This window comes from Ketogulonicigenium robustum (assembly GCF_002117445.1).
In the GTDB taxonomy this organism is placed as follows: Bacteria; Pseudomonadota; Alphaproteobacteria; order Rhodobacterales; family Rhodobacteraceae; genus Ketogulonicigenium; species Ketogulonicigenium robustum.
Genome location: NZ_CP019938.1, coordinates 1 through 25,052 on the forward strand (window position 1 = coordinate 1; position 25,052 = coordinate 25,052).

Here is a 25,052-nt window from a genome sequence, read left to right on the forward strand (position 1 = left end):
ATGTACACCCACGAAGACCTCGCTGCCCTTCAGGCGCAGTCCCTCAAGATGCAAAGCTATATCCGCAAGCAGACCTTCTCGCCCGAGCATGAGAAAAAACTGCGGCGTTTCTCCAGCTGGGAAGTCTCCGAGCTGATCTTCCGCATCAACCAGTCCACTTTCCGCGGTCGCTTAGCCCAAGACCCCGACCTTCCCAGCGGCGAGGTCGAGGATGACGGTCGTCAGCGCTGGTTCAGCTTGACCGAGATCAACGAGCTGCGCCGGAAGATGAAGGTGAACCGCCACTCGCTGATGCCTCGCCGCCCCGCCGGCAAGCGCGCGGTGCGTGTCGCGATCTCGAATTTCAAAGGTGGTGCTGGTAAGTCGACTGTCGCGCTGCACATGGCGCATGCGGCGGCCCTCGATGGGTATCGGGTTTTGGTGGTCGACTTCGACCCGCAGGCGACGCTGACCCATTCCATGGGATTGCATGATGTGTCCGAGGAGTTGACGGTTTGGGGTATCATCGCGAGAGATTTGGTGCGAGAGACCGACCGGATGAATGCGGCGCCGCGCGCGGCCGAGAGCGGGACAGCAGTGCCGCAGCGGCGGCTGCCGGCGGCGGTGCGTGATCTGGGCCTCGGGGATTTGCGGGTTGGCGACTTTATCAAGCCGACGGCGTGGCCGACGATTGATATCGTCCCTTCGTGCGCGAATGCTGCTTTCGTCGAGTTTGCGAGCGCGCAGTACCGCCACCTGAACCCTGACTGGTCGTTCTTTGCGGCGGTGTCGCGGTGGTTGGATGCGGTGCCGCGCGATGCCTATGATGTCATTATTTTCGACTGCCCGCCCGCGATTGGCTACCAATCGATGAATGCGGTGTTTGCGGCGGATGTCCTCTATATCCCGTCGGGCCCTGGGTATTGGGAGTATGATTCTACGACATCGTTTATCGGGCAGTTGGCCGAGGCGCTGTCGGATTTGGCCGAGGGATTTTCGGGAACCTTCCCCGCGGGGAAGATGCGGTTGCCCAAGGCGTTTTTGGATATTCGCTTTCTGATGACGCGATATGAGCCGGGGAACGAGTTGCACCGCGCGATGCTGGAAGCGTTCCGCAAGGTGTTTGGCGATACGGTTGCGAAAGAGCCGATCGAGATGACCCGCGCGGTCGAGCAGTCGGGTCGGTTCCTGTCGTCGGTATACGAAATCGACTATCGCACGATGACGCGCGAGACATGGCGACGCGCCCGTGCATCGTTTGATCGTGGGTATGAGGAATTCAAAGACTGCTTCTTGGGGGCGTGGGACAAGATGGAGGATGAAGAGTGAAAAAGCGGCGCATTTTCGACATCAACCTTCCCGAGGATGATGTGGCGGAAACCTTCCCCGCGGGGAAGGTCGAGGAGAAAAACCTGCGCAGCGGCGTTCGCCCATGGCGGCCGCGATTAGCGAGAATGCCGAGGCGCTGCGCGAGCGCACCGCGCTGGAGGCAGAAATTCGCGCCGAGAATGACGCGCTGGCTGCTGAACATGTGCGGATGAAGCAGCTGGGTTTGATCGTCGATCTGGTGCCGGTAGATCAGATCGAGACGTATAAGTTGGTGCGCGACCGTTTGCCCGGTGACGATTTGGAGCTGGCTGAACTGACCAAGTCGATTGCCGAGATTGGGCTGTCGAACGCCATTCGCGTCGAGCAGCGCGAGGATGGCCGGTACGAGTTGATCCAAGGGTTTCGCCGGCTTTCTGCCTATAAGGCACTGTTGGCCGAGACAGGTGATGCTGAACGGTGGGGGCGCATTCCGGCGGGAATTCTTCCCCGCGGGGAAGATATGGACAGCCTTTACCGGCGTATGGTGGACGAAAATCTGGTGCGGAAGGACATTTCTTTTGCCGAAATGGCTGCACTAGCCCTGAATTACGCGGCTGACCCCAGCACGCGGCAGAGCGACCCCGACCGCGTGGTGGCCGAGTTGTTCCAGTCGGCGGGCTATCAGAAGCGCAGCTATATTCGCCAGTTCATCCGCGTGATGGAGGTGCTGGGCGATGATCTGCGCTTTGCGCCGCATATTCCCCGGTCGCTGGGGTTGAAGCTGGCGACGCTGTTGGAGGTGCGCCCAGAGGTGGCGGGCCAGATCCGCACCGCGCTGCGCGGCTGGGATAACCGGTCGGTCGCGGACGAATTGGCGGTGCTGCGCCAGTCAGCCGGATTGGGCGAGGGGCCGCTGGATGACGACATCGTGCGGCCTGATGCGAAGGACAGCCCCGCTGCGCCGCCGCGCAAAGCGAAGACGACATTTCAGGTTACATCGGCCATGGGGCAGGCGCGGTGCACCGCATCTAACGGGCGGTTGGAGATCAAGCTGGACACCGACTTTTCGGCCGTCGATCGGCGTCGGTTGGAGGTTGCGCTGGCGCGGCTGCTGTCGGACATCGGGTAGGATCTTCCCCGCGGGGAAGGTTTTGGGCCGCATCCCGAAAGGGGTGCGGCCTTTCTGCTTTAGCGTGTATGTTATGTGATTGTGTTGCATGTTTCGTGCCCGTGCTAAACAGGGTGACGAATATTGTATGTAAATATAACAATCTTTGTATACAAATTTGCTCGCCTTAAAGCGATGGCATATGACTGACGGTGCTAAAGATGCGATCTATCGGGTGCAGCTGGATCACACACGCGATGTTGCGGGGTTAAAGTAGCTGCAGGACGAGAGGGTGCTGCAACCCGACGAGTTGGTTACGGTGACATGTTTGTCCTTGGGATTTGATGGTGCGATCTTCTTGGCGGTATGGAAGGATGCCCTGTGGGACAGGTTTGTCATGGCAGCCCCCCAACCACGCACGCCGTCCGAGGCGCAATACAGCGATCTCGAACTACGATCGGGCAGCTGAGCAGGGAACTGGGTGTCAACCCCAAGACCGCCGCAAGCTGGCCCTCTGGCGCTATGACTACAATAACGTAAGGCGGCATTCCTCGCTGGGCAACAAGACCCCGGCAGATACGCGCCGGACGCGTGAGCAATCTGAGCGCTCCACGCCCGGCGCACTTGCCCAACCTGAAACCGAGCACTATCAAACCCGAGGGCTCTCGTTATGAACGAGGAACGGCCGCGGGGCAGGTCAAGATCTGGAAGTCAGAGCCACAAAGATTCATCCTAAACCCGATTCACAAAATGCCGAGACTGAACACCTAGCGAGCCTTCGAGACTGCAAATCTCGTCGACACGGGCGTGCGCGCTGCCGAGGTGCGTGGCGCCTACGCTTTCGATGATGTGTAGGACTGCATCGCTGTAGATTCTTTTGCTTCTTGATCAGCGGGCGGATGCCGGGGCCGTCGCGATCCTCGAGCTTAGCAATGATTAAGAGCAGGGATTTGGCGCCAAGGTGCGGAAGGGCGCGGATGACCTTCTAAAGGTCGGCTATGACATCGCCTTGACCCAGCGCCGCAGCGATGGCTTACGGGCGCCGGTGCCTGCGTTGACCGCCATGCCCAGTTGGGTTGCTGCGTCGCGTTGTGCCCCGGGATGATGTTGCTGAAGATGCCTGTCGCATCAATTTTCTGCTTATTGCATAAATAATAGTCTTTTATCCTATGTTAACTCTCTGATTATTTTATCAAATGCAGCGTGGATATAGAGGCCGTTTGCCGGATTTAGCAGCTTTTGTCGTATTTCCGCAGGCAATCGCAGGGTTACGGGTGAGATCAGGGGCGGCGGGAAATATCATATTGATATTTTTATACAAAAATTGGTTTTGAAGGGTCTGCTGGCAGCATTGATGTTGAGATAAGCACGATTTGATTCGGCGGTTAGACTGCGGACCGAGAGAACGCGCCGAGTGCGGCCAAGGAAGACATAGTCATCGTCGACCAGGAGGGCTGGCGCGTAGGAGTGATTGATGACCCGATCCGCGCGTTGCATATGAATTGCACGGCCGCCAACATGTCGGCCGCGATCATCAACGGGCCTGTGGTGATGGTTGATCGGCGGCAGTTGCCCTGTGTGGACGCGGTTTCAGGACTAATTTGCGCGGATAAAGGCGGGGTACTGGGCGCCTGGCTAAACGCGGCGCGCGGTTTACGCGCTCTTTCCTGCGACATTGGCGGTGAGATAACAGGCTGAGATTGTCACATTGTGCACGAGGTGTGCGCCGGATGAATTCAAACTTGCCTTGTAATGCGGAGCTGCCTATCCAGCGAGAGAGGGCTGGTTCATATGCTTCATACTGACGAGACCAGCAGCACGTCTGCGCGCTGGATCACCATTTACGACGAGCTAAAGTCGGCAATCCTGGCCCATAGCGTGGCACCAGGAACCAAGTTGCCCGAGGACGAGCTGGGCGAGGTTTTCTCGGTCAGTCGGACGATTGTGCGCACGGCCTTGCAGGCCTTGGCGCATGACCGTTTGGTGCAGTTGAAGCCGAACCGCGGTGCGTTTGTCGCAAAGCCGACCAAGAAGGAAGCGCGTGAGATTTTCGGGGCGCGTGCCCTTATTGAGCCGCGTGTTGCGGCTATGGCGGCGGCGGTTGCAAAGCCAAGTGATATCGAGGTGTTGCGCAAGCACCTAGAGGAAGAACACCGCGCCTTGTACGAGAACCGGCAGGGCGATGCGGTGTTGCTGTCGGCGCGCTTTCACGAGAGCATTGCCGAGATTGCCGGCCAGTCGATTTTGACGGAATTCGTGCGTTCGTTGTGTTCGCGCTCGGCGTTGATCATTTCGTTGTACTCGCGCCGCGATAGCCCGTTCTGCGAAAGCCACGCGCATGCCGCCTTGGTCGATGCGATTGCGGCGAATAACGAGGCGGAGGCCTCGGAATTGATGACGCGCCATTTGGCGGATTTGCTGTCGGGGATTGATGTGTCCGACCGCGAGCCGCAGGGCAAGCGGTTGGCAGAGGTTTTGCGTCGCAGCTGAGGCGCGGTCAGCGTGCCTTTAGGGGCGTGACGGCGGCTATGTGGTCGTAGGACAGGCGCTGGATTTCGTTGCGCAGCGCCACCAGCGCCGGGCTAAGGTAGCCGTCGGCGCGCCGGATCAGGCCGAATTTGCGTTTCAGGCCGATAACTTCAGGACATTCTATCACTTGCAGGGGCGGGTTCGAGAAACCTTGGCCCAGCATGGGGGCGAACGTGAGCAGGTCGGTGCCGCCGACCAGCGCGACGAGCAGCGAGGAGGAGGCGGCCTCGTGGATAACGTGGGGCAGGGGGGCGTTGTTTTCGGCGCAGAGCTTTGCCAGCAGATCGAATTGGCCGCCGCCGGTGGCATTCGTCAGCGCCCAATCTTGTGCGAGAGCCTGTGCGACGGTGGTGCTGGTGCCCAGCGGGTGGCCGATACGCGCGACGATGCGGTGTTCGACGTCGAACCATGGCTCGACAATGACATTGGCCGAGGTTTCGATGCCTTGCAGCAGGACGACAGCGAAATCGATGGTGCCGTCGGCGACGGCGGCCATCGACGAGCGGGTGAACGCGGGCAGGAAGCGTAGGCTGATATTCGGAAACTGCTTATTAAATAGGCTATATGCCTTGGAAAGTATCATCTGCCCAAGCACGGGCGAGATGGCGATGCTAATTCTGCCCTTGTCGTGACCAGCTAGCTGGCGCATCTCCATTTCAGCATATTCGAGCTCGCGGAATACCACGCGGCTGCGGATGAGGAGGCGGGTTCCTGCCTCGGTCAGGACGGCGCCGCGGTTGCCGCGTTCCAATAATTTCAAGCTTGTAGCTGCCTCTAGCTCGCGCAGGGCTTTGGTCAGCGCGGGCTGGCTGAGGGCGAGTTCGCGCGCGGCAGCGCGGATGCCGCCGAGGCGCGCGACGGCGTCGAGGGCGCGCAGTTGGTGCAGCTTCATGATAACATCCGGTTATCGCTATATCTGGGTATTGTCTTGTTCCTTTTTTCGGCGGTGTCTACCCGATTTTACAGGATTTTCGGCCTGGAGGCTTAATTATGGACATCGGGCAGACGCGTTTCGCCCCCTATGCAGAGGCGATGGTGCCGGTGCGTCATCATTTGCACGAAAACCCCGAGCTTGCATTTGAGGAAGTGGAGACCGCCAAGCTGGTGGCGAAGCTGCTGGGTGAGTGGGGTTATGATGTGACGACGGGGATCGGGGGCACCGGTGTCGTCGGGACGTTGCGCGCGGGGACGGGGAACAAGGCCATCGGGCTGCGCGCCGATATGGATGCGTTGCCGATTTTGGAAGCGACCGGTTTGCCCTATGCCAGCAAGGTGGCGGGCAAGATGCATGCCTGCGGCCATGATGGCCACACAGCGATGTTGCTGGGGGCTGCGAAATATTTGGCCGAAACGCGCGATTTTTCGGGCGTGGTGCATCTGATCTTCCAACCCGCCGAGGAGGGGAAGGCCGGCGCCAAGGCCATGATCGATGATGGTCTGTTCGAGCGTTTTCCGTGCGAGATGGTGTTTGGCATTCACAACGGGCCGGGCACGCCCGTGGGGCAGTTGCGCTATGCGGCGGGGTCGTTTGCGGCGGCGAACGACCGTTTGGACGTGGTGATTGAAGGCAAGGGTGGCCATGCGGCCCAGCCCGACACGACCTTTGATCCGATTGTTGCGGGCAGCACGATTGTATCGGCGTTGCAGTCGGTGGTGTCGCGCAATGTGAACCCGCTGGATTCGGCGGTGGTGACGGTTGCCATGTTCCGCGCGGGCGAGACGTTCAACGTCATTCCGCAGCGTGCCGAGATGAAGTTGTCGCTGCGGACGCACTTGCCCCGTGTGCGGGCGCATGTGAACGAGCGTGTGCGCCAGCTGATTGCGGATATTGCGGGGGCCTATGGTTGCGTGGCGAGCGTTGTGGCCGCGCCGAACCCCTATCCGCCGCTGATCAACGATGCCGAGGCGACCGATGTGGGGCGCCGTGCCGCTGTCGCCGCGCTGGGGGCCGAGAATGTGGTGAATCTGGACCGGCCCATGATGGGGTCGGAAGATTTCTCGTTCATGCTGGAGGTGAACAAGGGGGCCTATTTCTTCATGGGCAACGGCACCGAGGGCGCGAACGGGGTTGCGGTGCATAACCCGCGCTATGATTTCAACGACGACGCACTGCTGCCGGGCATCGCCTTTTGGGCGACGCTGGTCGAGCAAGAGCTGCAAGCTTGAGTGCGCAACAAGGAGAGTAACGATGACACAGTCCAGACGTGATTTTTTACGCAATAGCGCGTTGCTTTCGGCGGCTTTTGCGATGCCGTGGCAGATGGCGATGGCCCAGACCGGCCGCACTGCGGTGTTCAAGTGGGTGCCCCATGCCGATTTGGCCGTGGTTGACCCGATGTATTCGACATCGCTGATTACGCAGCTGTTCAGCCTGATGGTGTTCGACACGCTGTTTGGTTTGGACGAGAATTACGAGCCGCAGTTGCAGATGGCTGAAAGCCATGTGGTGTCGGATGATGCGTTGCAGCATACGATTGTTTTGCGCGACGGGCTGAAGTTCCACAACGATCAGGATGTGACGGCGGCGGATTGTGCGGCCTCGATCACGCGGTGGATTGCGCGCGGTAGTTCGGCTGCGGTGTTGCAGCCGGTTGTTGAGACGGTGACGGCGGCGGATGCGAAGACCATTGTCATCACGTTGAACGCGCCGTTCCCGCTGTTGCCTGCGCTGCTGGCGCGCCCGCACAACGGTTGCACCATTTTGCCCGAGGCCGAAGCCTTGCAGGCCGAGCGGATCGACCGCCCGACCGGCAGCGGCCCCTACAAGATGGTTTGGGACGAGTGGGTTCAGGGCGCGAAGGTGGTGTTCGAGCGCTTTGACGGGTACGTGCCGCGCGAGGGGGCTGATGCCGTATTCACCGCCGGGGCCAAGGTTGCGATGATCGACCGTGTGGAATGGCTGGTCATTCCCGATGCGGCGACGGCTTTTGCATCGCTGCAGGCGGGCGAGGTTGACGGCGTCGAGGCGATGTCGCTGGATTTCGCGCCGATTTTGGAGATGGTTCCCGGCTTCAAACTGTATCGTGGGGCGCTGCCCCAGATTGGTGTGCTGCGGTTCAACCATCTGCATGCGCCGTTCAATGATGTGCGGGTGCGCCAGGCGGTGCAGATGGTCGTCAGCCAGCAAGAATTCATGTATGCGACGGCCGGTGCGGAAAACGCCGACTATCTGGATGTGCACACCGGCGCCTTTGTGCCCGATACGCCGATGGCCAGCGACCGCGGCATGGAAGCGCTGGATGGCCCGCGCGATTTTGATGCGGCCAAGGCTTTGTTGAAAGAAGCGGGCGTTTACGGCAGCACAATCACGCTGGTCGATACGGTGTCGGTCGGATCGCTGCATTCGCTGTCGCTGATTGGGGCCGAATTGCTGCGCAAGCTGGATTTCGACGTCAAGGTCGAGACCTTGGACTGGGGTGCATCGTTGCAAAAGCGCGAGGTGCGCTCTGCACCCGAGGAGGGGGGGTGGAACGTGTTCTTCACCCTGATCACCGGTGTGAACAATTTGGACCCCATCGGTCAGCTGGCCATTCGCGGCCGCGGCGAGGCCGGTTGGTTCGGTTGGCCGACGTCCGAGCGGATCGAGGCGCTGTACACGCAGTGGATTAACGCTGAAACGCAGGCGGATCGCATTGAGATTGCGGCCCAGATGCAGGAACAGATGTTCATCGACGTGCCCTATGTTCCGCTGGGGTCGATGTATAGCGTTTCGGCGCTGAAGGAGAACTGGTCGGGTGTTCAAACCGCCATGCCGACGTTCTACACGCTGCGCGGCTAAACCGAAGACGTGATGCGACGGGGCGGTTTGTCGGGAAACCGGCAGGCGGCCCCGCTTCACCTTTTTTCCCTTGGGTGCGATGACAAGTTATATTTTAAAGCGACTGCTTTCGACCATTCCGGTCATGGCGATGATTGCGATTTTCGCGTTCGCAGTGCTGCGGTTGGCGCCGGGCGATCCGGCGTTGATGATTGCGGGCGAGGATGCATCGGCCGACCAGATCGCCGCGATCCGCCATGACTTGGGCTTGGACCAGCCGTTCATTCCGCAATTCATGAGCTGGGTGGGCAATCTGCTGCATGGTGATCTGGGCTTGTCGCTGTACACGCGACAGCCGGTGGCCGAGATGATCGGGCAGCGGATCGCCCCGACGTTCACGCTGATGTTGTTGACGCTGGTGATTGCCGTGGTGTTTGGCATCGTGCTGGGTGTGATTTCGGCGTGGCGGCAGAACAAGGTGACGGACCAGTTGATCATGTTGGTCATGGTGCTGTTGTTCTCGATTCCGAACTTTGTGGTCGCTTATATTTTGACGTGGTTCCTGGGGCTAAAGCTGGGCTGGTTGCCGGTGCAGGGGTATACCCCGCTGGGCGACGGGCTGTGGGCATCGATGCGCAGTTTGCTGATGCCCGCGATGGCGCTGGCGTCGGTGTACATTGCGCTGATCGGGCGGATCACGCGGTCGGCGATTTTGGAAAACCTGCGGCTCGATTTCGTGCGGACGGCGCGGGCGAAGGGCGTATCCGAGGGGATGGTGTTGTTTCGCCATACGCTGAAGAACGCGGCGGTGCCCATTGTCACCATCATCGGCAGCGGTGTGGGTGTATTGATGAGCGGATCGGTTGTGACCGAGAACGTTTTCGCCATTCCGGGATTGGGGCGTCTGACCGTTGATGCGGTGTTGCGCCATGATTACCCCGTAATTCAAGGTGTTATCCTGCTGTTCGGGGCGCTTTATGTGCTGGTGAACCTTGCGGTTGATATTGCCTACACTTTCTTCGATCCGAGGATCAAATACTGATGGCCGGGTTCTTTTCCATTTTTCGGGGCAATCTGACCCTGACCATCGGGACGATCATGTTGCTGCTGATCGTGTTGATGGCTATTTTCGCGCCCTATCTGGGCACTGTTGACCCCTCGACGATCCGCGCCGAGTTGCGCGGGGTGGGGCCGTCGGCCGAGCATTGGCTGGGCGGTGATATGCTGGGGCGCGACATCTATTCGCGGGCGTTGTATGGCGCGCGGGTGTCGCTGATTGTCGGCTTTGGCGTCGCGCTGCTGAGCACGGTTGTGGGTGTGACGCTGGGCTTGCTGGCGGGTTTCGTTCGCTGGGCCGACCCGATCATCATGCGCGTGATGGATGGGTTGATGGCCATTCCCACCATTTTGATCGCGATTGCGATGATCGCGGTGGCGGGTGTGTCGCTGACGAATGTGATTATCTCGATCACTTTGGCCGAGGTGCCGCGGCTGGTGCGTTTGGTGCGGGCGTCGGTGTTGTCGCTGCGCGAGCAGCCTTATGTCGAGGTGGCCGCTGCATCGGGCGCCAGCAAGACGCGGATCATTTTGCTGCATTTGCTGCCCAATGCCACCGCGCCGATTATTGTGACGGTGACCTATCAGATCGCCTTGGCGATTTTGTTCGAGGCGGGTCTGTCTTTTCTGGGCGTGGGTATTCCGCCGACCATTCCCACGTGGGGCAACATGATGTCCGAGGGTCGTGCGCTGTGGCTGGTCAAGCCGCATCTGGTGATGATCCCTGCGGCGTTCCTCAGCGTGACCATTTTGGCCATCAACCTGATTGGCGACGGTCTGCGCGACGCATTCGACCCGCGTATGAAGAAGAGGGCCTGATATGACACATTCCCCCTTGTTGGAGGTGAAGAACCTGACGGTTCGCTTTGACGGATCGGCGACGCCCGCCGTGCAGGACATTTCGCTGCATGTGAATGCGGGCGAGACGTTGGCGATTGTCGGCGAGTCGGGGTCGGGCAAGTCGGTGACCTCGATGGCGGTCATGCGGTTGAACGATTTCGCGGGCGGCAAGATCGAGCAGGGCAGCATTCGGTTGCGCCGTGCCGATGGGTCGGTGTTGGATATTGAAAGCGCCGATCAGGCTGTGATGCGCAAGGTGCGCGGCAGCGACATCGCCATGATCTTTCAAGAGCCGATGACATCACTGAACCCCGTGATGACGATTGGCGACCAGCTGGTCGAGGCGATCCGGTTGCATCAGGACAAGTCGGTGGCCGAGGCACGCAACGAGGCGGCCCGTTTGCTGGATCTGGTGCGTATACCGGGGGCGCGGGCGGCTTTGGCGCGCTATCCGCACGAGTTTTCGGGCGGGATGCGGCAGCGGGCGATGATCTCGATCGCGCTGTCGTGCCGCCCCAGCCTGCTGATTGCGGACGAGCCGACGACGGCGCTGGATGTGACCATTCAGGCGCAGATTTTGGGCTTGATGCGCGATTTGCAAAAAGAGATGGGCATGGGGATGATGTTCATCACCCATGACCTTGGGGTGGTGGCCGAGGTGGCGGACCGTGCTGTTGTGATGCGGCGCGGGCGTTTGATCGAGGAAGCCAGCATTGACGCGTTGTTCCGCGCCCCGAAGGAAGACTATACCCGTCGCCTGCTGTCGGCCGTGCCGCGTTTGGGGGCGACTTTGGGCACCGATCAGCCGCTGCGGTTTGATCTGATCGAGGATGGCGAGGCCGCCCCCACTGCCGCGCCGGTGGTGGATGTTGTGCCCGACATGGCCGCCCCGATTCTGAGCGCGCGCGAGTTGGAGGTGCGTTTTCCGATCAAGGGCGGGATTTGGGGCCGTGTGCAGCGCGAGGTGCATGCCGTCGAGAAGGTGTCGTTCGATTTGCATCGCGGCGAGACCTTGGCGTTGGTGGGCGAATCCGGTTCGGGCAAGACGACCACGGGGCGGGCGCTGTTGTCGCTGGCGCCGCGTTCGGGCGGCCAGATCGTGTTTGACGGGCAGGCGATTGGCCCGAACAATGCGCAAGGGATGGCTGTGTTGCAGCGCAACATCCAGTTCATTTTTCAAGATCCCTATGCATCGTTGGATCCGCGGATGCGGATTGGCAAGTCGATCACCGAGCCGATGGAAATTCACGGGCTAGCCCGTGGTTCCGAGGCGCGGCGCAGGGCCGAGGCACTGCTGGAGCGCGTTGGCCTGTCGGCCGATATGTTCGACCGCTTTCCGCACCAGTTTTCGGGTGGGCAGCGCCAGCGCATTTGCATTGCGCGCGCGCTGGCGGCCGAGCCGAAGGTGATTATCGCGGATGAGAGCGTTTCGGCGTTGGATGTTTCGGTGCAGGCGCAGGTAGTGAACCTGCTGCTGGATTTGCAGGCCGAGACGGGCATTTCGATGCTGTTCATCAGCCACGATATGGCCGTGGTCGAACGGGTCAGCCACCGCGTTGCGGTGCTGTATCTGGGGCAGATTGTCGAGATCGGGACGCGGCGGCAGGTGTTCGAGAACCCGCAGCACCCCTATACGCGGCGTTTGCTGTCGGCGGTGCCGATTGCCGAGCCGGGTAAGCGTAAGGCGTTCAATCTGGATATGTCGGAACCCAAGGGGGCCATTTTGCCGGTTGGGGCCAGTGTGCCCTTGGCACCGCTGGTGGATATTGGCGGCGGCCACCGTGTGGCGCAGCATGCCATTGGCGACTTCAAGGCGGCTGTATAAAGCCAGCGTTTTAAATGTGTTGAGGCCACCCCGTCGAGCGGCGGGGTGGCCTTTTGCTGTTCAGGTGAACAGCGGGCCGAGGAAGGCCAGATCCGGCTGGGTCGCGATCGCCTCGCATGTCGCAAAGAGGGTTGCGGGGGGTGCGATGTGGCGCGTGCAGTCGGTGAACTTGGTTTGGCGGTCATCGGCGGTGAAGGGGTCGTTGATCGTGCCTTTGGCGAAGTGCCGCGTGCCGTGTAGTTGGGCGCCCGATGTCAGCGTGATCGTTGTCTGGTGGGGTTGGTCGATGCTGCTGGACTGCGGGTCGTAGTCCATCGTGATGTTTTGGAGCAGCGGGTCGCTAGCATAGCGATCGACGGAGGCTTGGGTGAAATCGGCGAGGCCGAGGACGCCTTTGTGCAAAGTGCGGGCGACGCAATACTGCATCGAGAAGCGGGCCTGCATTTCGTTGATCGGCGCGGGGTAGGCGAGGTTGCGCCAGTTGGCGAGGCCGACCCGCGTGTCGACCCGCGCGACCTGCGCGGCGGTGAAGCCGTGGGTCTTTTGCAGGTCGATGACCGTGTCGAGGACGAGGTGCGTCGAGCCGCAGCAGGGGTGACGCTTGGGCATGAGGCCGCTGGTTTCGATGACGTGGGCGGCGGGGATTTCGGGGGTGTCTTCCCACCATGTGGTGGGTGTGCCGCCTGCGTAAAGCGCGCGGAAGCCTTGCGCGCCTTCGAGGATGTCGAGGCGGCCCGAGAGGCCCGCTTGGGCGAGCAGTGCGGCCTCGACCGCGTTGCGGGCGGCCATGCCGGCGTGGAAGGGTTTTGCGGGCGTGCCGAACTGGCCCTTGATGCCTGATGCCATACTGGTGCCCAGCGTCAGCGCGCGCGCGATGCCAGCAGCATCGAGGCCGAGGAGCCACGCAGTGCCCGCCGCCGTGCCGATGCTGCCGGTTGTTGATGTGCCGTGCCAGCCCGCCGCGTAATGCGCGTAGCCGACGCCTTGGCCGACATGGGCCTGCGCCTGCAGCGCGATCAGGTAGGCGGTGACGAAATCGGCGCCGCTGGCCTGCGTTTGTTCGGCGATGGCCAGCAGCGCGGGGACGATGACGGCCGAGGCATGGCTGATCGCGGGGAGGAAGTTGTCGTCGTAATCCAGCGCGTGGGCGGCGGTGCCGTTGACAAGCGCCGCGACCGACGCTGTGGCGGTGCCGCCCCCCACCAGACGCGCGGGGCCGTGCGTGCCGTGGGGGGCCATAGCGCTGCGGACGGCGGCTGTGGCGGGGTCGGTTTCGCCCGCGACCATGCAGGCGAGCGTGTCGGTAATCGCCTGCGCCGCGCGGGTTTGGGCGATGGGGGAAAACGTGTGTGGCGCGGCGGCCCACGCGGCGATGGTTTCGATGACGGTTGGCATGGTTTTACGCCTGTTCGGGGCGGGGTTGCAGGGGGGGCGTCACGTCTGCGGGGATCGGGCAGACGTAGGGCGTTTTGGCGATGCGGCGTTGGTGGTCGGCTTTGGCGGCGACCAGCAGGGCGGGGTTGGTCAGCACCTCGGCCGCGGTGGAGGCCATGATTTTTGCCGCGTGGATCATGCCTTTGTGGGCGGCGGGCATTTTGCCTTGCGCGGTGATTTGCCAGCTGTGGCCGGGGGTGCCGATGGCGTGGGTGGCGACCCATGTTTGCACGGTGGGCACAACCCAGCTGACATCGCCGACATCAGTCGAGCCCAGCATCAACTCGCCCCGTTGGTGCTGGGGGATGACGCCGTCGTGCAGGGGGGCGGTGTGGGGATCCTCGCCTGCGGCGCGGAAGTCGTTTTCGATGTCGTCGGGGTGCAGTGTGGCTTGGATCTGGCTGGCGAAGGCGCGGTCGGCAGCATCGAAGGGGACGCCGCCCAGTCGGTCGAGGCAGGCCTGTGTTGCGTCCTTGAGGGGGGTGTTCGCCAGCATGTTCGAGACCGCCGACATGATGCTGATGTCGACCTGCGTTTCGGTCATCATCGCCGCGCCGTGGGCGATTTTCTTGACCCGTTCATTCAGCGCGAACATGCCGTGCAGTGTGCTGGCGCGGATGGCGTAGCGGACTTTGGCGCGGGCTTGCACGACGTTCGGGGCGATGCCGCCTGCATCAAGCATGGCGTAGTGGATGCGGCTATCGGAGGGGACGTGTTCGCGCAGGTAGTTCACGCCGACGTTCATCAGTTCGACCGCGTCGAGGGCCGAGCGGCCCAAGTGGGGCGCGGCGGATGCGTGGGAGGCGCGGCCGGTAAAGGCGAAGTCCATGCGGGTGTTGGCCAGGGACAGCCCCTCGTCCACGCGGGTGAAGGTGGCGGGGTGCCAGCAGATGGCGATGTCGACATCGGCGAAGGCCCCTGCGCGCGCCATGAAGGATTTCGCGGCGCCCCCTTCTTCGGCGGGGCAGCCATAGTAGCGCACGCGCCCTGCCAGCCCGTTGCGGGCCAGCCAGTCTTTCACCGCCGTGGCCGCCAGCATCGAGGCCGCGCCGTGCAGATTGTGCCCGCAGGCGTGGCCCGCGCCGTTGCCCGGCAGCGGGCGGTGTTCGGCGACGCCGGATTCTTGGCTGAGGCCGGGCAGGGCGTCATATTCACCCAAAATGGCAATGACGGGGCCGCCCGATCCGGCCTCGCCCATGATGGCGGTGGGGATGCCCGCGACGTTTTGGGTGATGGTGAACCCTTCGGCCGCGAGCATATCGTGGTGGGCGGCGACCGAGCGGTATTCGGTATAGGCGATTTCGGGGATGCCCCAGATAATGTCGCTGAATGCGGCGAAGGCGGCGCCTTTGGCGTCGACGTCGTCCCAGATCGTGTCGGCGTTTTTCACCGGAACCTCGTGAGAATGGCTGTGATTGCGGGCAGGATGCGCTGCCGCGCGGGCCAAGCCCAGTGCCGTATTGGTCAGGGTCATTCCAAAATGGAATGAGGCTGCGGTGCGAGTTGGCTGACATTGCGCCAAAAGCGCGCCTTGCTGCGCGATTTGCGCGGGGTTGATTGATAGAGGCGGATCTCGACCAGCAGGTCGAATGCGGGGTCGGCGGCGCGCACAAGCCGGCCGCTGGTCAGGTCGTCGCCGAGGAGGGCCTCGGGGATCCATGCGACGCCGAGGCCGACGCGCGCCGCCGCGAGGAGGGCGGCCGAGAGGGCGTTTTCGTAGACGGTGCGCAGCGTGAAGCGGCCGCCGCTGATCACATCGGGCAGGGCGCTGGCGAAGAACGAGTTGTTTTGGTAGCTGAGGTAATCGACCGGCATTTGCGTCTGGCGCAGGTCGAAGCGGGGTTTGCCCGCCTGATCGGGCACCGAGACGGGAATGCAGCGTTCGCTGCCCAGCGTGATATGCGGCAGATCATGCAGGCTTTGCAGGGCGGTGACATTCGGGTGGGCGTAGGTCAGCAGAAAATCCACCGCGCCGCTGCGCAGCACATCAAGCGTGTCGGGCAGCGTGGTGCTTGCGTTGACGAAGCGAAAGCGGAAGTGTTCGCCCTTTTCCTCGAGCTGCGCGACGAGGCGGGGGAAGGTGGTGATGGACAGAGTGCTCATCATGCAGACGGTCATCATGTCGTGTTCGCTGGCGAGGGGGGGGCGGGCTTCCTCGCGCGCGAGGGTGGTGAGGGCCATCAGTTCCTCGGCGCGGGGCAGGAATTTTGCGCCAGCGGCGGTGAGGGTGACGGGCTGGGTTTGGCGGTCGATCAGCGGGGCGCCTAGCCAGTTTTCAAGCAGTTTGATGCGCCGCGACAGCGCGGATTGGGTGACGTTGCGTATATCGGCGGCGCGCCCGAAGTGGCGCTGTGCGGCAAGAACCAGAAAGTCTTCCAGCCATTTGCTTTCCATGCAGCCTGCCCCCTAACGTCTTGCCTCAGTTTAGCCGATGCGCGCCGCAGGGCCAAGCAGTCTGCGGCTATTGGTCTCTGGGTATGAGGTTATGACAAGGTTTTGCGACCTGTCGCCGCGCCAGTGGTCTTGGCGGGGGGCGCTAACTGGTTTAGTGCAAGACAACTTCGACAGGAGGGCCTTATGACGTCGGGCATGCAAGACGAAGGCGCAAAACAAGCCGCGCTGAACTATCACGAATTTCCCCGCCCCGGTAAGCTGGAGGTGCGCGCGACCAAGCCTTTGGCAAACGGGCGCGACCTGAGCCGCGCCTATTCGCCGGGCGTCGCCGAGGCGTGTTTGGAGATCAAGGCAGACCCGGCGACGGCCAGCCGGTATACATCGCGCGGAAATCTGGTTGCGGTGGTCTCGAACGGGACGGCGGTGTTGGGGCTGGGGAACATCGGCCCGCTGGCGTCGAAGCCCGTGATGGAAGGCAAGGCGGTTCTGTTCAAGAAGTTCGCCAATATCGACTGTTTCGATATTGAACTGAACGAATCTGACCCCGAGAAATTGGCCGACATTGTTTGTGCGCTAGAGCCGACTTTTGGCGCGATTAACTTGGAAGACATCAAAGCGCCCGATTGCTTTGTGGTCGAGCGGATCTGCCGCGAGCGGATGGGGATTCCGGTTTTCCATGACGACCAGCACGGCACCGCGATTGTGGTGGGTGCGGCGGCGACCAACGCGCTGATTGTGGCGGGCAAGGCGTTCGACCAGATCAAGGTCGTCTCGACCGGCGGCGGCGCGGCGGGCATTGCTTGTCTGGAAATGCTGGTCAAGCTGGGCGTGCGGCGCGAGAATATCTGGCTCTGCGATCTGGAAGGGTTGGTTTATAATGGGCGCGAGGCCCAGATGACCCCGCAGAAGCAGGCCTTTGCGCAAGGCACGCAGGCGGCGGGTTTGGCCGATGTGATTGCGGGGGCCGATTTGTTTTTGGGCCTGTCGGGCCCTGGGGTTCTGACGCCTGAAATGGTGGTCACCATGGCCGCGCGGCCGATTATATTCGCGCTGGCCAACCCGACGCCCGAGATTTTGCCCGATCTGGCGCGCGCGGCCTCGCCCGAGGCGATCATCGCGACGGGGCGGTCGGATTTTCCTAATCAGGTCAATAACGTTCTGTGTTTTCCGTTTATCTTCCGCGGGGCGCTGGATGTGGGGGCGAGCACCATCAATGACGAGATGGAGCTGGCCTGTATTGCCGCCATCGCGGCCTTGGCGCGCACCACGACATCGGCCGAGGCGGCAGCGGCCTATCAGGGCGAGCAGCTGACCTTCGGGCCGGATTATTTGATCCCGAAGCCGTTTGATCCGCGCCTGATGGGCGCGGTCGCGACCGCCGTGGCGCAAGCCGCGATGGAGACGGGTGTTGCGGCGCGGCCCTTGCCCGATATTGCCGCCTATCGCGCGGGGTTGGACAGTTCGGTGTTCAAGTCGGCGCTGTTGATGCGCCCTGTGTTCGAGGCGGCGCGCCAGACCAGTCGGCGGATTGTGTTCGCCGAGGGCGAGGACGAGCGCGTTTTGCGCGCGGCCAGTGCCATGCTGGAGGAGACGACGGACGTGCCGATTTTGATCGGCCGGCCCGACGTGATCGAGGCGCGCTGCGAGCGGTATGGTTTGGCCATTCGTCCGGGGCGCGATGTGCATATTGTGAACCCGCAGGACGACCCGCGCTATCGCGATTACTGGGGCACCTATCACGAGTTGATGGCGCGGCGCGGGGTCAGCCCCGATATTGCCCGTTCGGTCATGCGCACCAACACCACCGCGATTGGCGCCGTCATGGTGCATCGCGGCGAGGCGGACAGCATGATTTGCGGCACTTATGGCCAATATCATGGGCATCTGAAGTATATTCAGCGCATCTTGGGCCGTGGGCCGTATCGCCCCGTGGCTGCGATGTCGTTGATGATCATGGAAGACGGCCCGCTGTTCATTGCCGACACGCAAGTGAACGCCGACCCGACGGCCGAGCAGATCAAGGACACGGTGATGGGGGCGGCCCGCCACGTACGCCGCTTTGGCATCGAGCCGAAGATCGCGCTGTGCACCCAGAGCCAGTTCGGCAACATGGATACCGATGCGGGGCGGCGGATGCGTGCGGCCTTGGCGCTGCTGGATGCCAGTGATCCCGACTTCCTCTATGAGGGCGAGATGAATGTGGATTCTGCGCTGGATCAGTCACTGCGTGACCGGCAGATGCCGAACGGGCGGTTCGAGGGGCAGGCGAATGTGCTGGTGTTTGCCTCGACCGACGCGGCGTCGGGGGTGCGGAACATCCTGAAGGCCAAAGCTGGTGGGTTGGAAGTTGGGCCGATTTTGATCGGGATGGGGAATCGCGCGCATGTGGTGACGCCATCCATCACCACGCGGGGCTTGCTGAACATGTCGGCCATCGCGGGCACGCCCGTGGCGCATTACAGCTGATGATGTGCTGGCGCGCCCCCTGCAAGGGGCGCGCCGCTATCAGTCGTCGCTGAGGGGTTTGCCCAAGGCGGCGGGGGCGCGGCTGCGCCCGACAAGGCCCGCGAGCACGGCGATCGTCAGCACGTAGGGCAGCATTTGCAGGAATTGCACCGGAATATTGATGGGCAGCAGTTGGGCGCGCAGTTGAAGCGCCTCGGCTGCGCCAAACAGCAGCGCGCTGGCGAGGGCCCCAATCGGGTGGCGTTGACCCAAGATCAGAATCGCCAGCGCGATATAGCCCCGCCCTGCCGTCATATTGTCGACGAAGGTTCCCGTGGCGGCCAGCGACAGGCTGGCCCCGCCGACCCCCGCCAGCGCGCCGGCCACCGCCATAGCGCCAAAGCGGATGCGGGGGACGTTGAGGCCGAGGGTTTTGGCCGCCTCGGGGTGTTCGCCGGCGGCGCGCAGGTTCAGGCCGATGCGCAGGCGGGCCAGCACGAACCAGCTGACGAAGACAGCCGCCAGCGCCAGATAGCTGAGTGCGTCGAGCCGGAAGAGCAGGGGGCCGAGCACGGGGATGTCGGCCAGCGCGCCGAGGTTGAGGGATTGGAAGCTATCGACCCGTTGGCGCGGTGTATCGACGCCGAACAGCAGGCGGTAGGCGAAGGATGTTGCGCCCATCAGCCCCAAGTTCAGCGCGATGCCGACGATGACTTGGTTGGCGCGCAGGCGGATGGCGTAATAGGCCAGCACCAGCGCGGCCATCGCGCCTGCCACCATCGCGATGATAACGCCGAACCACAGGTTTTGTGTCAGGGTTGCGCCCGCGTAGCCCGCAAGCGCGCCGGTCAGCATTTGGCCTTCCAGCCCGATGTTCAGCACGCCTGCGCGTTCGGCGAAGATGCCGCCGAGCGCCGCGAGGAGGATGGGGATGGCGAGGCGGACGCTGGCGGCGAGGAAGCCTGCGAAGACGGGATCGGTGAGGAAGTCCATTCAGGCCTCGGTCTTTGGGGTGTGGCGCGCCAGCCAGTTGCGCAGCAGCACCGGCGCGTTGCGCGCCAGCAGGCACAGGACGACCAGCGCCTGCGTGACGCTGGCCAGCGAGGATGGCACCCCGGCAGTCGATTCCATCGCTGACGCCCCGACTTGCAGCGCGGCAAAGAAAAAGGCGGCGATGACAGCGCCGATGGGGTTGGTGCCGCCCAGCAGTGCGACGATGATCGCCGTGTATCCATAGCCCGGCGAGAGGTTTTCGATCATACGGCGCTGGACGCCCGCGACCTCGGTATAGCCAGCGATACCGGCGAGGGCGCCCGAGACGAGGAACGCGCCGAGGGTGATTTTTTGCAGGTTCATACCTGCGTTCAGGGCTGCAGTCGGGTTTTGGCCAACGACGCGCAGGCGGAAGCCGCCGGTGCGCCGCCACAGGTAAAGGGAAGCCAGCAGCGCGGCGAGGATGACGAGGAAGATACCCCAGTTGGCGCGGAACCCTTGGACGAGGACGGGCAGGCGTGCCTCGGCCGTAAGGCGCGCGGTTTGGGCGAGGGCCGAGCCATCGGCCCGCAGGGGGCCGTGCAGCAGGAAGCCCACGAAGAATATGGCGATGTAATTCAGCATGATCGTGGTGATCAGTTCATCCGCGCCGAAGCGTAGTTTCAGCGCGCCGGCGATGCCGGACCAAAACGCACCCGCGATCGCCGCGCCGAGGATCATGGCGGGCATGGTGATGAACGCGTCCGTGCCCGCCAGCGCGGTGCCGATGGCGGCAGCGGTGACGCCGCCGATGTAGAGCTGCCCCTCGGCCCCGGTGTTGAAGACGCCGGCGCGGAAGGACAGCGAAATGCCAATGGCGCACAGGGCCAGCGGCACCATGCGCAGCAGGGTTTCCGACAGGCCGTTTGCACTGCCGAGGGCCGATTGAGCCATTGCGCCGAACGCAAGAAGCGGGTCTTTGCCCGCCAGCAGGATCAGCACCGCGCTGAGGGCGAAGGCGATTACCACCGCTGCCAGTTGCCCGAGGATGTGTTTGGCCATCACGCGGCCCCCGCCATCAGGCGGCCAAGGTTTGCCATGGTCATGTCGTCTTCCGTCAAGATGCCTGCGAAGCGGCGGTCGAACATGACGCCGATCCGGTCGCTGAGGCTAAGGAGCTCTTCGAGTTCGGCGGATACCAGCAGCACACTGGCCCCCGCCGCGCGGCGCGCCAGCAGTTGTTGGTGCACGAATCGCGTCGCCCCAAGGTCAAGGCCGCGCGCGGGGTAGACGGCCAGCAGCAATTGCGGCGCTTGAGCCAACGCGCGGGCGAGGACCACCTTTTGCTGGTTCCCGCCCGAAAGCGAGCCCATCGGTTGGCTGCGGGCCTGCATGCGCACGTCAAAGGCGGCGATGGCGCGGTCGGCCTCAGCGGTGATGGCGGGGGTATTGATCCAGCCGGATTTGGAAAAGGGGGGCTGCTCGATACGGTCGAGGACCAGGTTATCGGCGACCGACATCTCGGCCACCATTGCGCTTTTGTGGCGATCCTCGGGGATTTGGGCGATGCCGGCGGCAAGGCGGGTTTTGATGCTGGCCCCCGTCAGGTCTTGCCCCAGAAAGTCAAAGGCCAGCCCCGCTTGGCGGCGCAGGCCCATGATGGTTTCGACCAGTTCAATCTGCCCCGAACCGTCGACGCCTGCGATGCCGAAGATCTCGCCTTTGTGCAGCGTCAGATCCAGCGGGCCGCGCCCGAGGTTCAGGCCGCGCAGCGTCAGCAGGGGCGTCGGGGCCACGCTGAGCGTGGGCGGGCGGGTGAGGTCGGGGATGTCGCTGCCGACCATCAGGCGCGAGAGTTCGGCCTCGCTTGTGTCGGCCACTTGCCGTTCGCCCACCAGCTTGCCGCGCCGGATGACGGTGACACTGTCGCATAGGTCCATGATTTCATGGAGTTTATGCGAGATGAAGAGGACGGCGGTTCCCTCGGCCGCAAGGGCGCGCACCATGGCGAAGAGGCCCTGCGCTTCGTCAGGCGAAAGGACGGCTGTTGGTTCATCGAGGATGAGGATGCGCGCGCCGCGATAGAGGGCCTTGAGAATCTCGACCCGTTGTTGCGCGGGAACGGATAGGGTTTCGACCCGCGCGTTCGGGTCGATATCGAACCCGTAGCGGGCGGCGAGGGCGGCGATCTCGGCCGCTGTGCGCCGTAGGTTCGGAATGACGCCGCCGGTGCGCGGCAGGCCAAGGCAGAAGTTTTCGGCCACGGTGAATTGCGGCACCTGCATGAAGTGCTGATACACCATGCCGATCCCCAGCGAGAGGGCAAGGTCGGCATCCAGCTTGGCATAGCTGGTGCCGAACGCCGTGATTTGGCCGCTAGCGGGCGTGACTTGCCCGGCCAGCACCCGCATCAGGGTCGATTTGCCTGCGCCATTCTCGCCCAGCACCGCGCGGATTTCGCCTGCGCGCAGCGTGGTCGAGATGCCGTCCACAGCCGTAAACGTGCCAAAGCGCACGGTGACATTGTGCAGGGACAGCGCAACTTCTGCCTTGGGATTCATCAGTGCTGCGTCGTATCGAGCGGCACGATGAAATCGCCCGCGGCGATCGCGTCGAATTTGGCGTTCACCGTGGCCAGCACATCGGCGGGGATGTTGCTGTCAAGGCCGTGGAAATCGGCCAGTTTGATTGCGCCTTCGGGGATGCCGTACGTCCATTCTTGCGATGTCCATGTGCCATCCTCGACCGCCTTGGCGACGGCAGTGACCAGCGGCCCCAGATCCCACAGCACCGATGTCAGCACGACATTCGGGCCGAGGTGGTTTTGGTCGGTCATCGCGCCAAGCGCCCAGACATTTTCCGAGATGGCAGCGTCGATCACGCCCACCCCTTGGGCGGACAGCACGTCAGCGCCCTGTTCGGTTTGGGCGATGGCGGCCTCTTTGGTTTTGGCGGGGTCAAACCACGAGCCGATGAAAGTGTGCAGCACGTTGACATCGGGGTTTTGTTCTTGCGCACCAGCGGCATAGGCGTTCAGGTTTGCCAGCATGTTCGGGGCGGGCATGCCGCCGACCCAGCCGACAGTGCCGGTTTTGGATGTGCCAGCCGCCAGCATCCCTGCCAGATACGCGCCCTGATAGTCGGGGTTGGAATAGGTGCCGACGTTCTCGGTCAGCTCTTGCGCGGTGGCGGCCATGAAGACGGTTTCGGGGAAATCCTCGGCCACGTTCAGGGCCGCGTCGCCGAACGAGAAGGAATGCGCGAAGATCACGTCGTAGCCTTGGCTGGCGTAGTCGCGCAGGATGCGTTCAGCATCGGCGTCGGTGACGTTTTCGGAATAGGCGATGGTCGCGCCGAGGGCGTCCTCGGCGGCTTTCAGGCCGTTATAGCCGACCGAGTTCCAGTCGGCGTCGGTGATCGGGCCGGTGAGGATCATGGCGATTTTAACTTCGGCCAGAGCAGCGTGCGGCAGCAGCAGCGCGCCTGCGACCAATGCGGTTTTGGTGATATTGAACATGGGGGCCCCGTTGGTGATGGATTTTATGCGCGCCTATCCAGTTCGACTGTGCGGCGTTGGGGCCCGCCTTAGACCCGCGTTGGGGGCGCGGCAAGCGACGAGACGTCGCGCGGGCGGGAAGGTGGCGCAGTTTTTGGGCGTTGGTGCTGCAAATGGTTAATATTTAGGCGGTGCGCTGGTCTTGCAGGGCGGTGGCATCTTGACCGTTGCGCGCGCGCGCCTTACCCACGGTGCTATGTGGCGGGGCGAGCACCGCTCGGCCAGCTTCAGCCAGCCTTGTTCCGTGATGTGATGGGGGCTGGCGGCGATGGATTCCGAGGATAGCGCGTTGGAACAGGCGTATCTGCAGATGCGCCCTCAGCTGTTGCGGTATGCTGCCGGACGGATGGGCACCGCCAGTGATAGCGAGGATTTGGTGCAGGAGGCGTGGTTGCGCGTGCGGCGGCATGCGCCCGCTGTGCTGGCCGCGCCCTTGCCCTACATGATGCGGGTCATGCGCAATCTGGTGATTGACCACGGGCGGGTGCGGGCGCGCCGGTTGCGACAGGCCGAGGTTGATGCCTTGCTGGAGGTGCCGGGCGATTTGCCTAGCCCCGAAGATGCCGCGATTGCCCGATCGCAATTGCGGCTGTTCGCGCGGGCGCTGGCGGGTTTGCCGCTGCGGCGGCGCGAGATTTTGATTGCGGCGCGGTTGCGGCGTGTGCCCTATGCGCAGATTGCGGCGCAGCACGGGGTCTCGGTGCGGACGGTGGAATACGAGGTGCGGTTGGCGTTGGACCATTGCATTGCGGCGATGGCCGCCGCCGAAGACGGTTATCGCATGGAAAACGGGGAAGCGCGCGGCTGACGCCGTGCTGTGGGGTGGCAGTGATGAGCCCAGCAATGGCCAGGCAAGACAGCGTGACAGTGGGGCGTCCTGCCGTTGATGGCGGGCCAGATGAGGCAAGCGCGTGGATTGCCTTGCTGGTATCGGGGCGCGCGACGGCGCAGGATGCGGCCGATCTGCGCGCGTGGCAGGCCGCCAGCCCAGAAAACGCGGCGGCCTATCAGGCGGCGCTGCGGGTATGGCATGATGTTGGCCCCGCCTTGGCGCAAAGCGGGGCCGCCGTTGGCGCGCGCAGGGCGGTGTCGCGCCGCGCGGTGCTGCGCGGGGGCGTTGGGCTTGCGCTGGCTGTGGGCGGTGCGGGGGTTGCCAGTCAGGTCTTGGGTTTGGGCCCGTTTGGCGATGGGGCCGCGCATGTGGTGGGTGTCGGCGGGCGGGCGGATCTGCGGTTGCAGGATGGCAGCGCCGTCGTGTTGGATGGCGGATCGCGCATGACGCCCGAGATGGACAGTGGTGCGCGCGGGATGCATTTGCTGGCTGGTGCTGCGCAGGTGCAGGTTGCGGCTGAGGCCAGCCAACCCTTTGCCCTGCGGGCGCGCGATTGGCGCGCAATCGCTGCGCCGGGTGCCGAGATCGCCGTGGTGTTGGGGGCGCAGAGCGATTGCATCGAGTGTTTAAGCGGGGATTTGGCTGTTGCTGGCATTGCGGTGCCTGCGGGCCACCGTATGGTGCGCAGCGCCGACGATGTTTACCGGATCGAGGCGGCGCCCCCCGAGGCGATGGCCGCGTGGCGGGCGGGGTATTTGGTGTTTCAGGATCGGCCGCTGGCGGATGTGGTGGCCGACATCAACCGGCACCGGCGTGGCCGCATTGTCGTGATGCGGGCGGGTGCGGATGCGATGCGGGTATCGGGAGTGTTTCATTTGCAGCGCCCCGACGAGATCCTGCCGCAGATCAAAAGCGTTTTAGGATTTCAAACCATTACGTTACCGGGTTTGACGCTGATCACCTGAGTTTTTTTGTCGAAAAATCGGTTTTCGGCTGCGGGTGAGCGCATTGCCTATC

Annotated in this window: 19 protein-coding genes and 3 pseudogenes; 14 read left to right on the plus strand and 8 right to left on the minus strand. The window is 63.1% G+C overall.

Going from position 1 to position 25,052, the window contains the following annotated elements:
* From BVG79_RS12205 to BVG79_RS12220, 6 genes and pseudogenes are all read left to right on the plus strand, one after another.
* Positions 1-1,308 carry an AAA family ATPase gene (locus tag BVG79_RS12205; RefSeq protein WP_085787397.1) on the plus strand — a complete coding sequence of 436 codons (1,308 nt, stop codon included), beginning with the start codon at positions 1-3 and terminating at the stop codon, positions 1,306-1,308.
* Positions 1,305-2,416, plus strand: a pseudogene (locus BVG79_RS12210) (ParB/RepB/Spo0J family partition protein). The gene BVG79_RS12205 and the pseudogene BVG79_RS12210 overlap by 4 nt, the downstream one beginning before the upstream one ends.
* A 360-nt stretch (positions 2,417-2,776) precedes the next feature.
* Positions 2,777-2,905: pseudogene (locus BVG79_RS13750) on the plus strand (IS481 family transposase); the annotation flags it as partial.
* Positions 2,893-3,069 (plus strand): annotated as a pseudogene (locus tag BVG79_RS12215) (integrase core domain-containing protein); the annotation flags it as partial. The pseudogenes BVG79_RS13750 and BVG79_RS12215, both read left to right, overlap by 13 nt.
* Before the next feature lie 793 nt (positions 3,070-3,862).
* Positions 3,863-4,093: a hypothetical protein gene (locus BVG79_RS13580; protein ID WP_157115747.1), complete on the plus strand. Its 231-nt coding sequence runs from the start codon at positions 3,863-3,865 to the stop codon at positions 4,091-4,093.
* 93 nt (positions 4,094-4,186) lie between these two features.
* Positions 4,187-4,885, plus strand: coding sequence for a GntR family transcriptional regulator (locus BVG79_RS12220; protein WP_085787398.1), 699 nt, complete (start codon positions 4,187-4,189; stop codon positions 4,883-4,885).
* Between the two features lie 7 nt (positions 4,886-4,892).
* Here BVG79_RS12220 and BVG79_RS12225 read toward each other — a convergent pair whose 3' ends face one another.
* Positions 4,893-5,816: a LysR family transcriptional regulator gene (locus tag BVG79_RS12225; protein ID WP_085787399.1), complete on the minus strand. Its 924-nt coding sequence runs from the start codon at positions 5,814-5,816 to the stop codon at positions 4,893-4,895.
* A 98-nt stretch (positions 5,817-5,914) separates the two neighbouring features.
* Between BVG79_RS12225 and BVG79_RS12230 the strand changes: the two genes are divergently transcribed.
* The 5 genes from BVG79_RS12230 (at position 5,915) to BVG79_RS12250 (ending at position 12,402) form a co-directional block, all read left to right on the plus strand.
* On the plus strand, positions 5,915-7,090 hold the full coding sequence (locus tag BVG79_RS12230; RefSeq protein ID WP_085787400.1) for a M20 aminoacylase family protein: 1,176 nt from the start codon (positions 5,915-5,917) through the stop codon (positions 7,088-7,090).
* 22 nt (positions 7,091-7,112) lie between these two features.
* Positions 7,113-8,702: an ABC transporter substrate-binding protein gene (locus tag BVG79_RS12235; RefSeq protein ID WP_085787401.1), complete on the plus strand. Its 1,590-nt coding sequence runs from the start codon at positions 7,113-7,115 to the stop codon at positions 8,700-8,702.
* Between the two features lie 79 nt (positions 8,703-8,781).
* Positions 8,782-9,723 carry an ABC transporter permease gene (locus tag BVG79_RS12240; protein ID WP_085787402.1) on the plus strand — a complete coding sequence of 314 codons (942 nt, stop codon included), beginning with the start codon at positions 8,782-8,784 and terminating at the stop codon, positions 9,721-9,723.
* Positions 9,723-10,556: an ABC transporter permease gene (locus BVG79_RS12245; RefSeq protein WP_085787403.1), complete on the plus strand. Its 834-nt coding sequence runs from the start codon at positions 9,723-9,725 to the stop codon at positions 10,554-10,556. The genes BVG79_RS12240 and BVG79_RS12245 overlap by 1 nt, the downstream gene beginning before the upstream one ends.
* Position 10,557: 1 nt before the next feature.
* Positions 10,558-12,402 (plus strand): ABC transporter ATP-binding protein, encoded by a 1,845-nt coding sequence (locus BVG79_RS12250; RefSeq protein ID WP_085787404.1) that lies wholly within the window; start codon positions 10,558-10,560, stop codon positions 12,400-12,402.
* A gap of 60 nt (positions 12,403-12,462) precedes the next feature.
* Here the strand turns inward: BVG79_RS12250 and BVG79_RS12255 are convergent, their stop codons facing one another.
* From BVG79_RS12255 to BVG79_RS12265, 3 genes are all read right to left on the minus strand, one after another.
* Positions 12,463-13,797, minus strand: a complete 1,335-nt coding sequence (locus BVG79_RS12255) for an MmgE/PrpD family protein (protein ID WP_085787405.1) — start codon at positions 13,795-13,797, stop codon at positions 12,463-12,465.
* A gap of 4 nt (positions 13,798-13,801) precedes the next feature.
* A complete protein-coding gene (locus BVG79_RS12260; RefSeq protein WP_157115754.1) occupies positions 13,802-15,226 on the minus strand; it encodes a M20 family metallopeptidase in 1,425 nt (474 codons plus the stop codon).
* An 80-nt stretch (positions 15,227-15,306) separates the two neighbouring features.
* The gene (locus BVG79_RS12265; RefSeq protein ID WP_085787407.1) at positions 15,307-16,230 is read right to left on the minus strand and encodes a LysR family transcriptional regulator; all 924 of its coding nucleotides are present in this window, start codon (positions 16,228-16,230) and stop codon (positions 15,307-15,309) included.
* 183 nt (positions 16,231-16,413) lie between these two features.
* On the opposite strand from BVG79_RS12265, the gene BVG79_RS12270 reads away from it, so the two are divergent.
* The gene (locus BVG79_RS12270; RefSeq protein WP_085787408.1) at positions 16,414-18,696 is read left to right on the plus strand and encodes an NADP-dependent malic enzyme; all 2,283 of its coding nucleotides are present in this window, start codon (positions 16,414-16,416) and stop codon (positions 18,694-18,696) included.
* A gap of 39 nt (positions 18,697-18,735) precedes the next feature.
* On the opposite strand, the gene BVG79_RS12275 is transcribed toward BVG79_RS12270, so the two are convergent.
* Genes BVG79_RS12275 through BVG79_RS12290 form a run of 4 tightly spaced genes read right to left on the minus strand, consistent with a single transcriptional unit; the run spans position 18,736 to position 23,164 of the window.
* Complete coding sequence (locus BVG79_RS12275; protein ID WP_085787409.1) at positions 18,736-19,668, minus strand: ABC transporter permease; 933 nt, start codon at positions 19,666-19,668, stop codon at positions 18,736-18,738.
* Positions 19,669-20,709, minus strand: coding sequence for an ABC transporter permease (locus BVG79_RS12280; RefSeq protein ID WP_085787410.1), 1,041 nt, complete (start codon positions 20,707-20,709; stop codon positions 19,669-19,671).
* Positions 20,709-22,208 carry an ABC transporter ATP-binding protein gene (locus BVG79_RS12285; RefSeq protein ID WP_085787411.1) on the minus strand — a complete coding sequence of 500 codons (1,500 nt, stop codon included), beginning with the start codon at positions 22,206-22,208 and terminating at the stop codon, positions 20,709-20,711. Before BVG79_RS12285 ends, BVG79_RS12280 begins: the two co-directional genes overlap by 1 nt.
* Positions 22,208-23,164: a BMP family protein gene (locus tag BVG79_RS12290; RefSeq protein WP_085787412.1), complete on the minus strand. Its 957-nt coding sequence runs from the start codon at positions 23,162-23,164 to the stop codon at positions 22,208-22,210. The genes BVG79_RS12285 and BVG79_RS12290 overlap by 1 nt, the downstream gene beginning before the upstream one ends.
* 307 nt (positions 23,165-23,471) lie before the next feature.
* Here BVG79_RS12290 and BVG79_RS12295 point away from each other — a divergent pair, with 307 nt between their 5' ends.
* Both BVG79_RS12295 and BVG79_RS12300 read left to right on the plus strand, forming a co-directional pair.
* Positions 23,472-24,011, plus strand: coding sequence for an RNA polymerase sigma factor (locus BVG79_RS12295; protein ID WP_085787413.1), 540 nt, complete (start codon positions 23,472-23,474; stop codon positions 24,009-24,011).
* Between the two features lie 35 nt (positions 24,012-24,046).
* Positions 24,047-25,000: a FecR family protein gene (locus BVG79_RS12300; RefSeq protein ID WP_085787414.1), complete on the plus strand. Its 954-nt coding sequence runs from the start codon at positions 24,047-24,049 to the stop codon at positions 24,998-25,000.
* Positions 25,001-25,052 lie beyond the last annotated feature (52 nt).

What these genes read in the sequence shown, in the direction of transcription:
- BVG79_RS12205 (WP_085787397.1), top strand. Translation starts at nt 1, where the DNA reads ATGTACACCCACGAAGACCTCGCTGCCCTTCAGGCGCAGTCCCTCAAG.
- BVG79_RS12220 (WP_085787398.1), top strand. Translation starts at nt 4,187, where the DNA reads ATGCTTCATACTGACGAGACCAGCAGCACGTCTGCGCGCTGGATCACC.
- BVG79_RS12225 (WP_085787399.1), bottom strand. Translation starts at nt 5,816, where the DNA reads ATGAAGCTGCACCAACTGCGCGCCCTCGACGCCGTCGCGCGCCTCGGC.
- BVG79_RS12230 (WP_085787400.1), top strand. Translation starts at nt 5,915, where the DNA reads ATGGACATCGGGCAGACGCGTTTCGCCCCCTATGCAGAGGCGATGGTG.
- BVG79_RS12235 (WP_085787401.1), top strand. Translation starts at nt 7,113, where the DNA reads ATGACACAGTCCAGACGTGATTTTTTACGCAATAGCGCGTTGCTTTCG.
- BVG79_RS12240 (WP_085787402.1), top strand. Translation starts at nt 8,782, where the DNA reads ATGACAAGTTATATTTTAAAGCGACTGCTTTCGACCATTCCGGTCATG.
- BVG79_RS12245 (WP_085787403.1), top strand. Translation starts at nt 9,723, where the DNA reads ATGGCCGGGTTCTTTTCCATTTTTCGGGGCAATCTGACCCTGACCATC.
- BVG79_RS12250 (WP_085787404.1), top strand. Translation starts at nt 10,558, where the DNA reads ATGACACATTCCCCCTTGTTGGAGGTGAAGAACCTGACGGTTCGCTTT.
- BVG79_RS12255 (WP_085787405.1), bottom strand. Translation starts at nt 13,797, where the DNA reads ATGCCAACCGTCATCGAAACCATCGCCGCGTGGGCCGCCGCGCCACAC.
- BVG79_RS12265 (WP_085787407.1), bottom strand. Translation starts at nt 16,230, where the DNA reads ATGGAAAGCAAATGGCTGGAAGACTTTCTGGTTCTTGCCGCACAGCGC.
- BVG79_RS12270 (WP_085787408.1), top strand. Translation starts at nt 16,414, where the DNA reads ATGACGTCGGGCATGCAAGACGAAGGCGCAAAACAAGCCGCGCTGAAC.
- BVG79_RS12275 (WP_085787409.1), bottom strand. Translation starts at nt 19,668, where the DNA reads ATGGACTTCCTCACCGATCCCGTCTTCGCAGGCTTCCTCGCCGCCAGC.
- BVG79_RS12280 (WP_085787410.1), bottom strand. Translation starts at nt 20,709, where the DNA reads ATGGCCAAACACATCCTCGGGCAACTGGCAGCGGTGGTAATCGCCTTC.
- BVG79_RS12285 (WP_085787411.1), bottom strand. Translation starts at nt 22,208, where the DNA reads ATGAATCCCAAGGCAGAAGTTGCGCTGTCCCTGCACAATGTCACCGTG.
- BVG79_RS12290 (WP_085787412.1), bottom strand. Translation starts at nt 23,164, where the DNA reads ATGTTCAATATCACCAAAACCGCATTGGTCGCAGGCGCGCTGCTGCTG.
- BVG79_RS12295 (WP_085787413.1), top strand. Translation starts at nt 23,472, where the DNA reads ATGGATTCCGAGGATAGCGCGTTGGAACAGGCGTATCTGCAGATGCGC.
- BVG79_RS12300 (WP_085787414.1), top strand. Translation starts at nt 24,047, where the DNA reads ATGGCCAGGCAAGACAGCGTGACAGTGGGGCGTCCTGCCGTTGATGGC.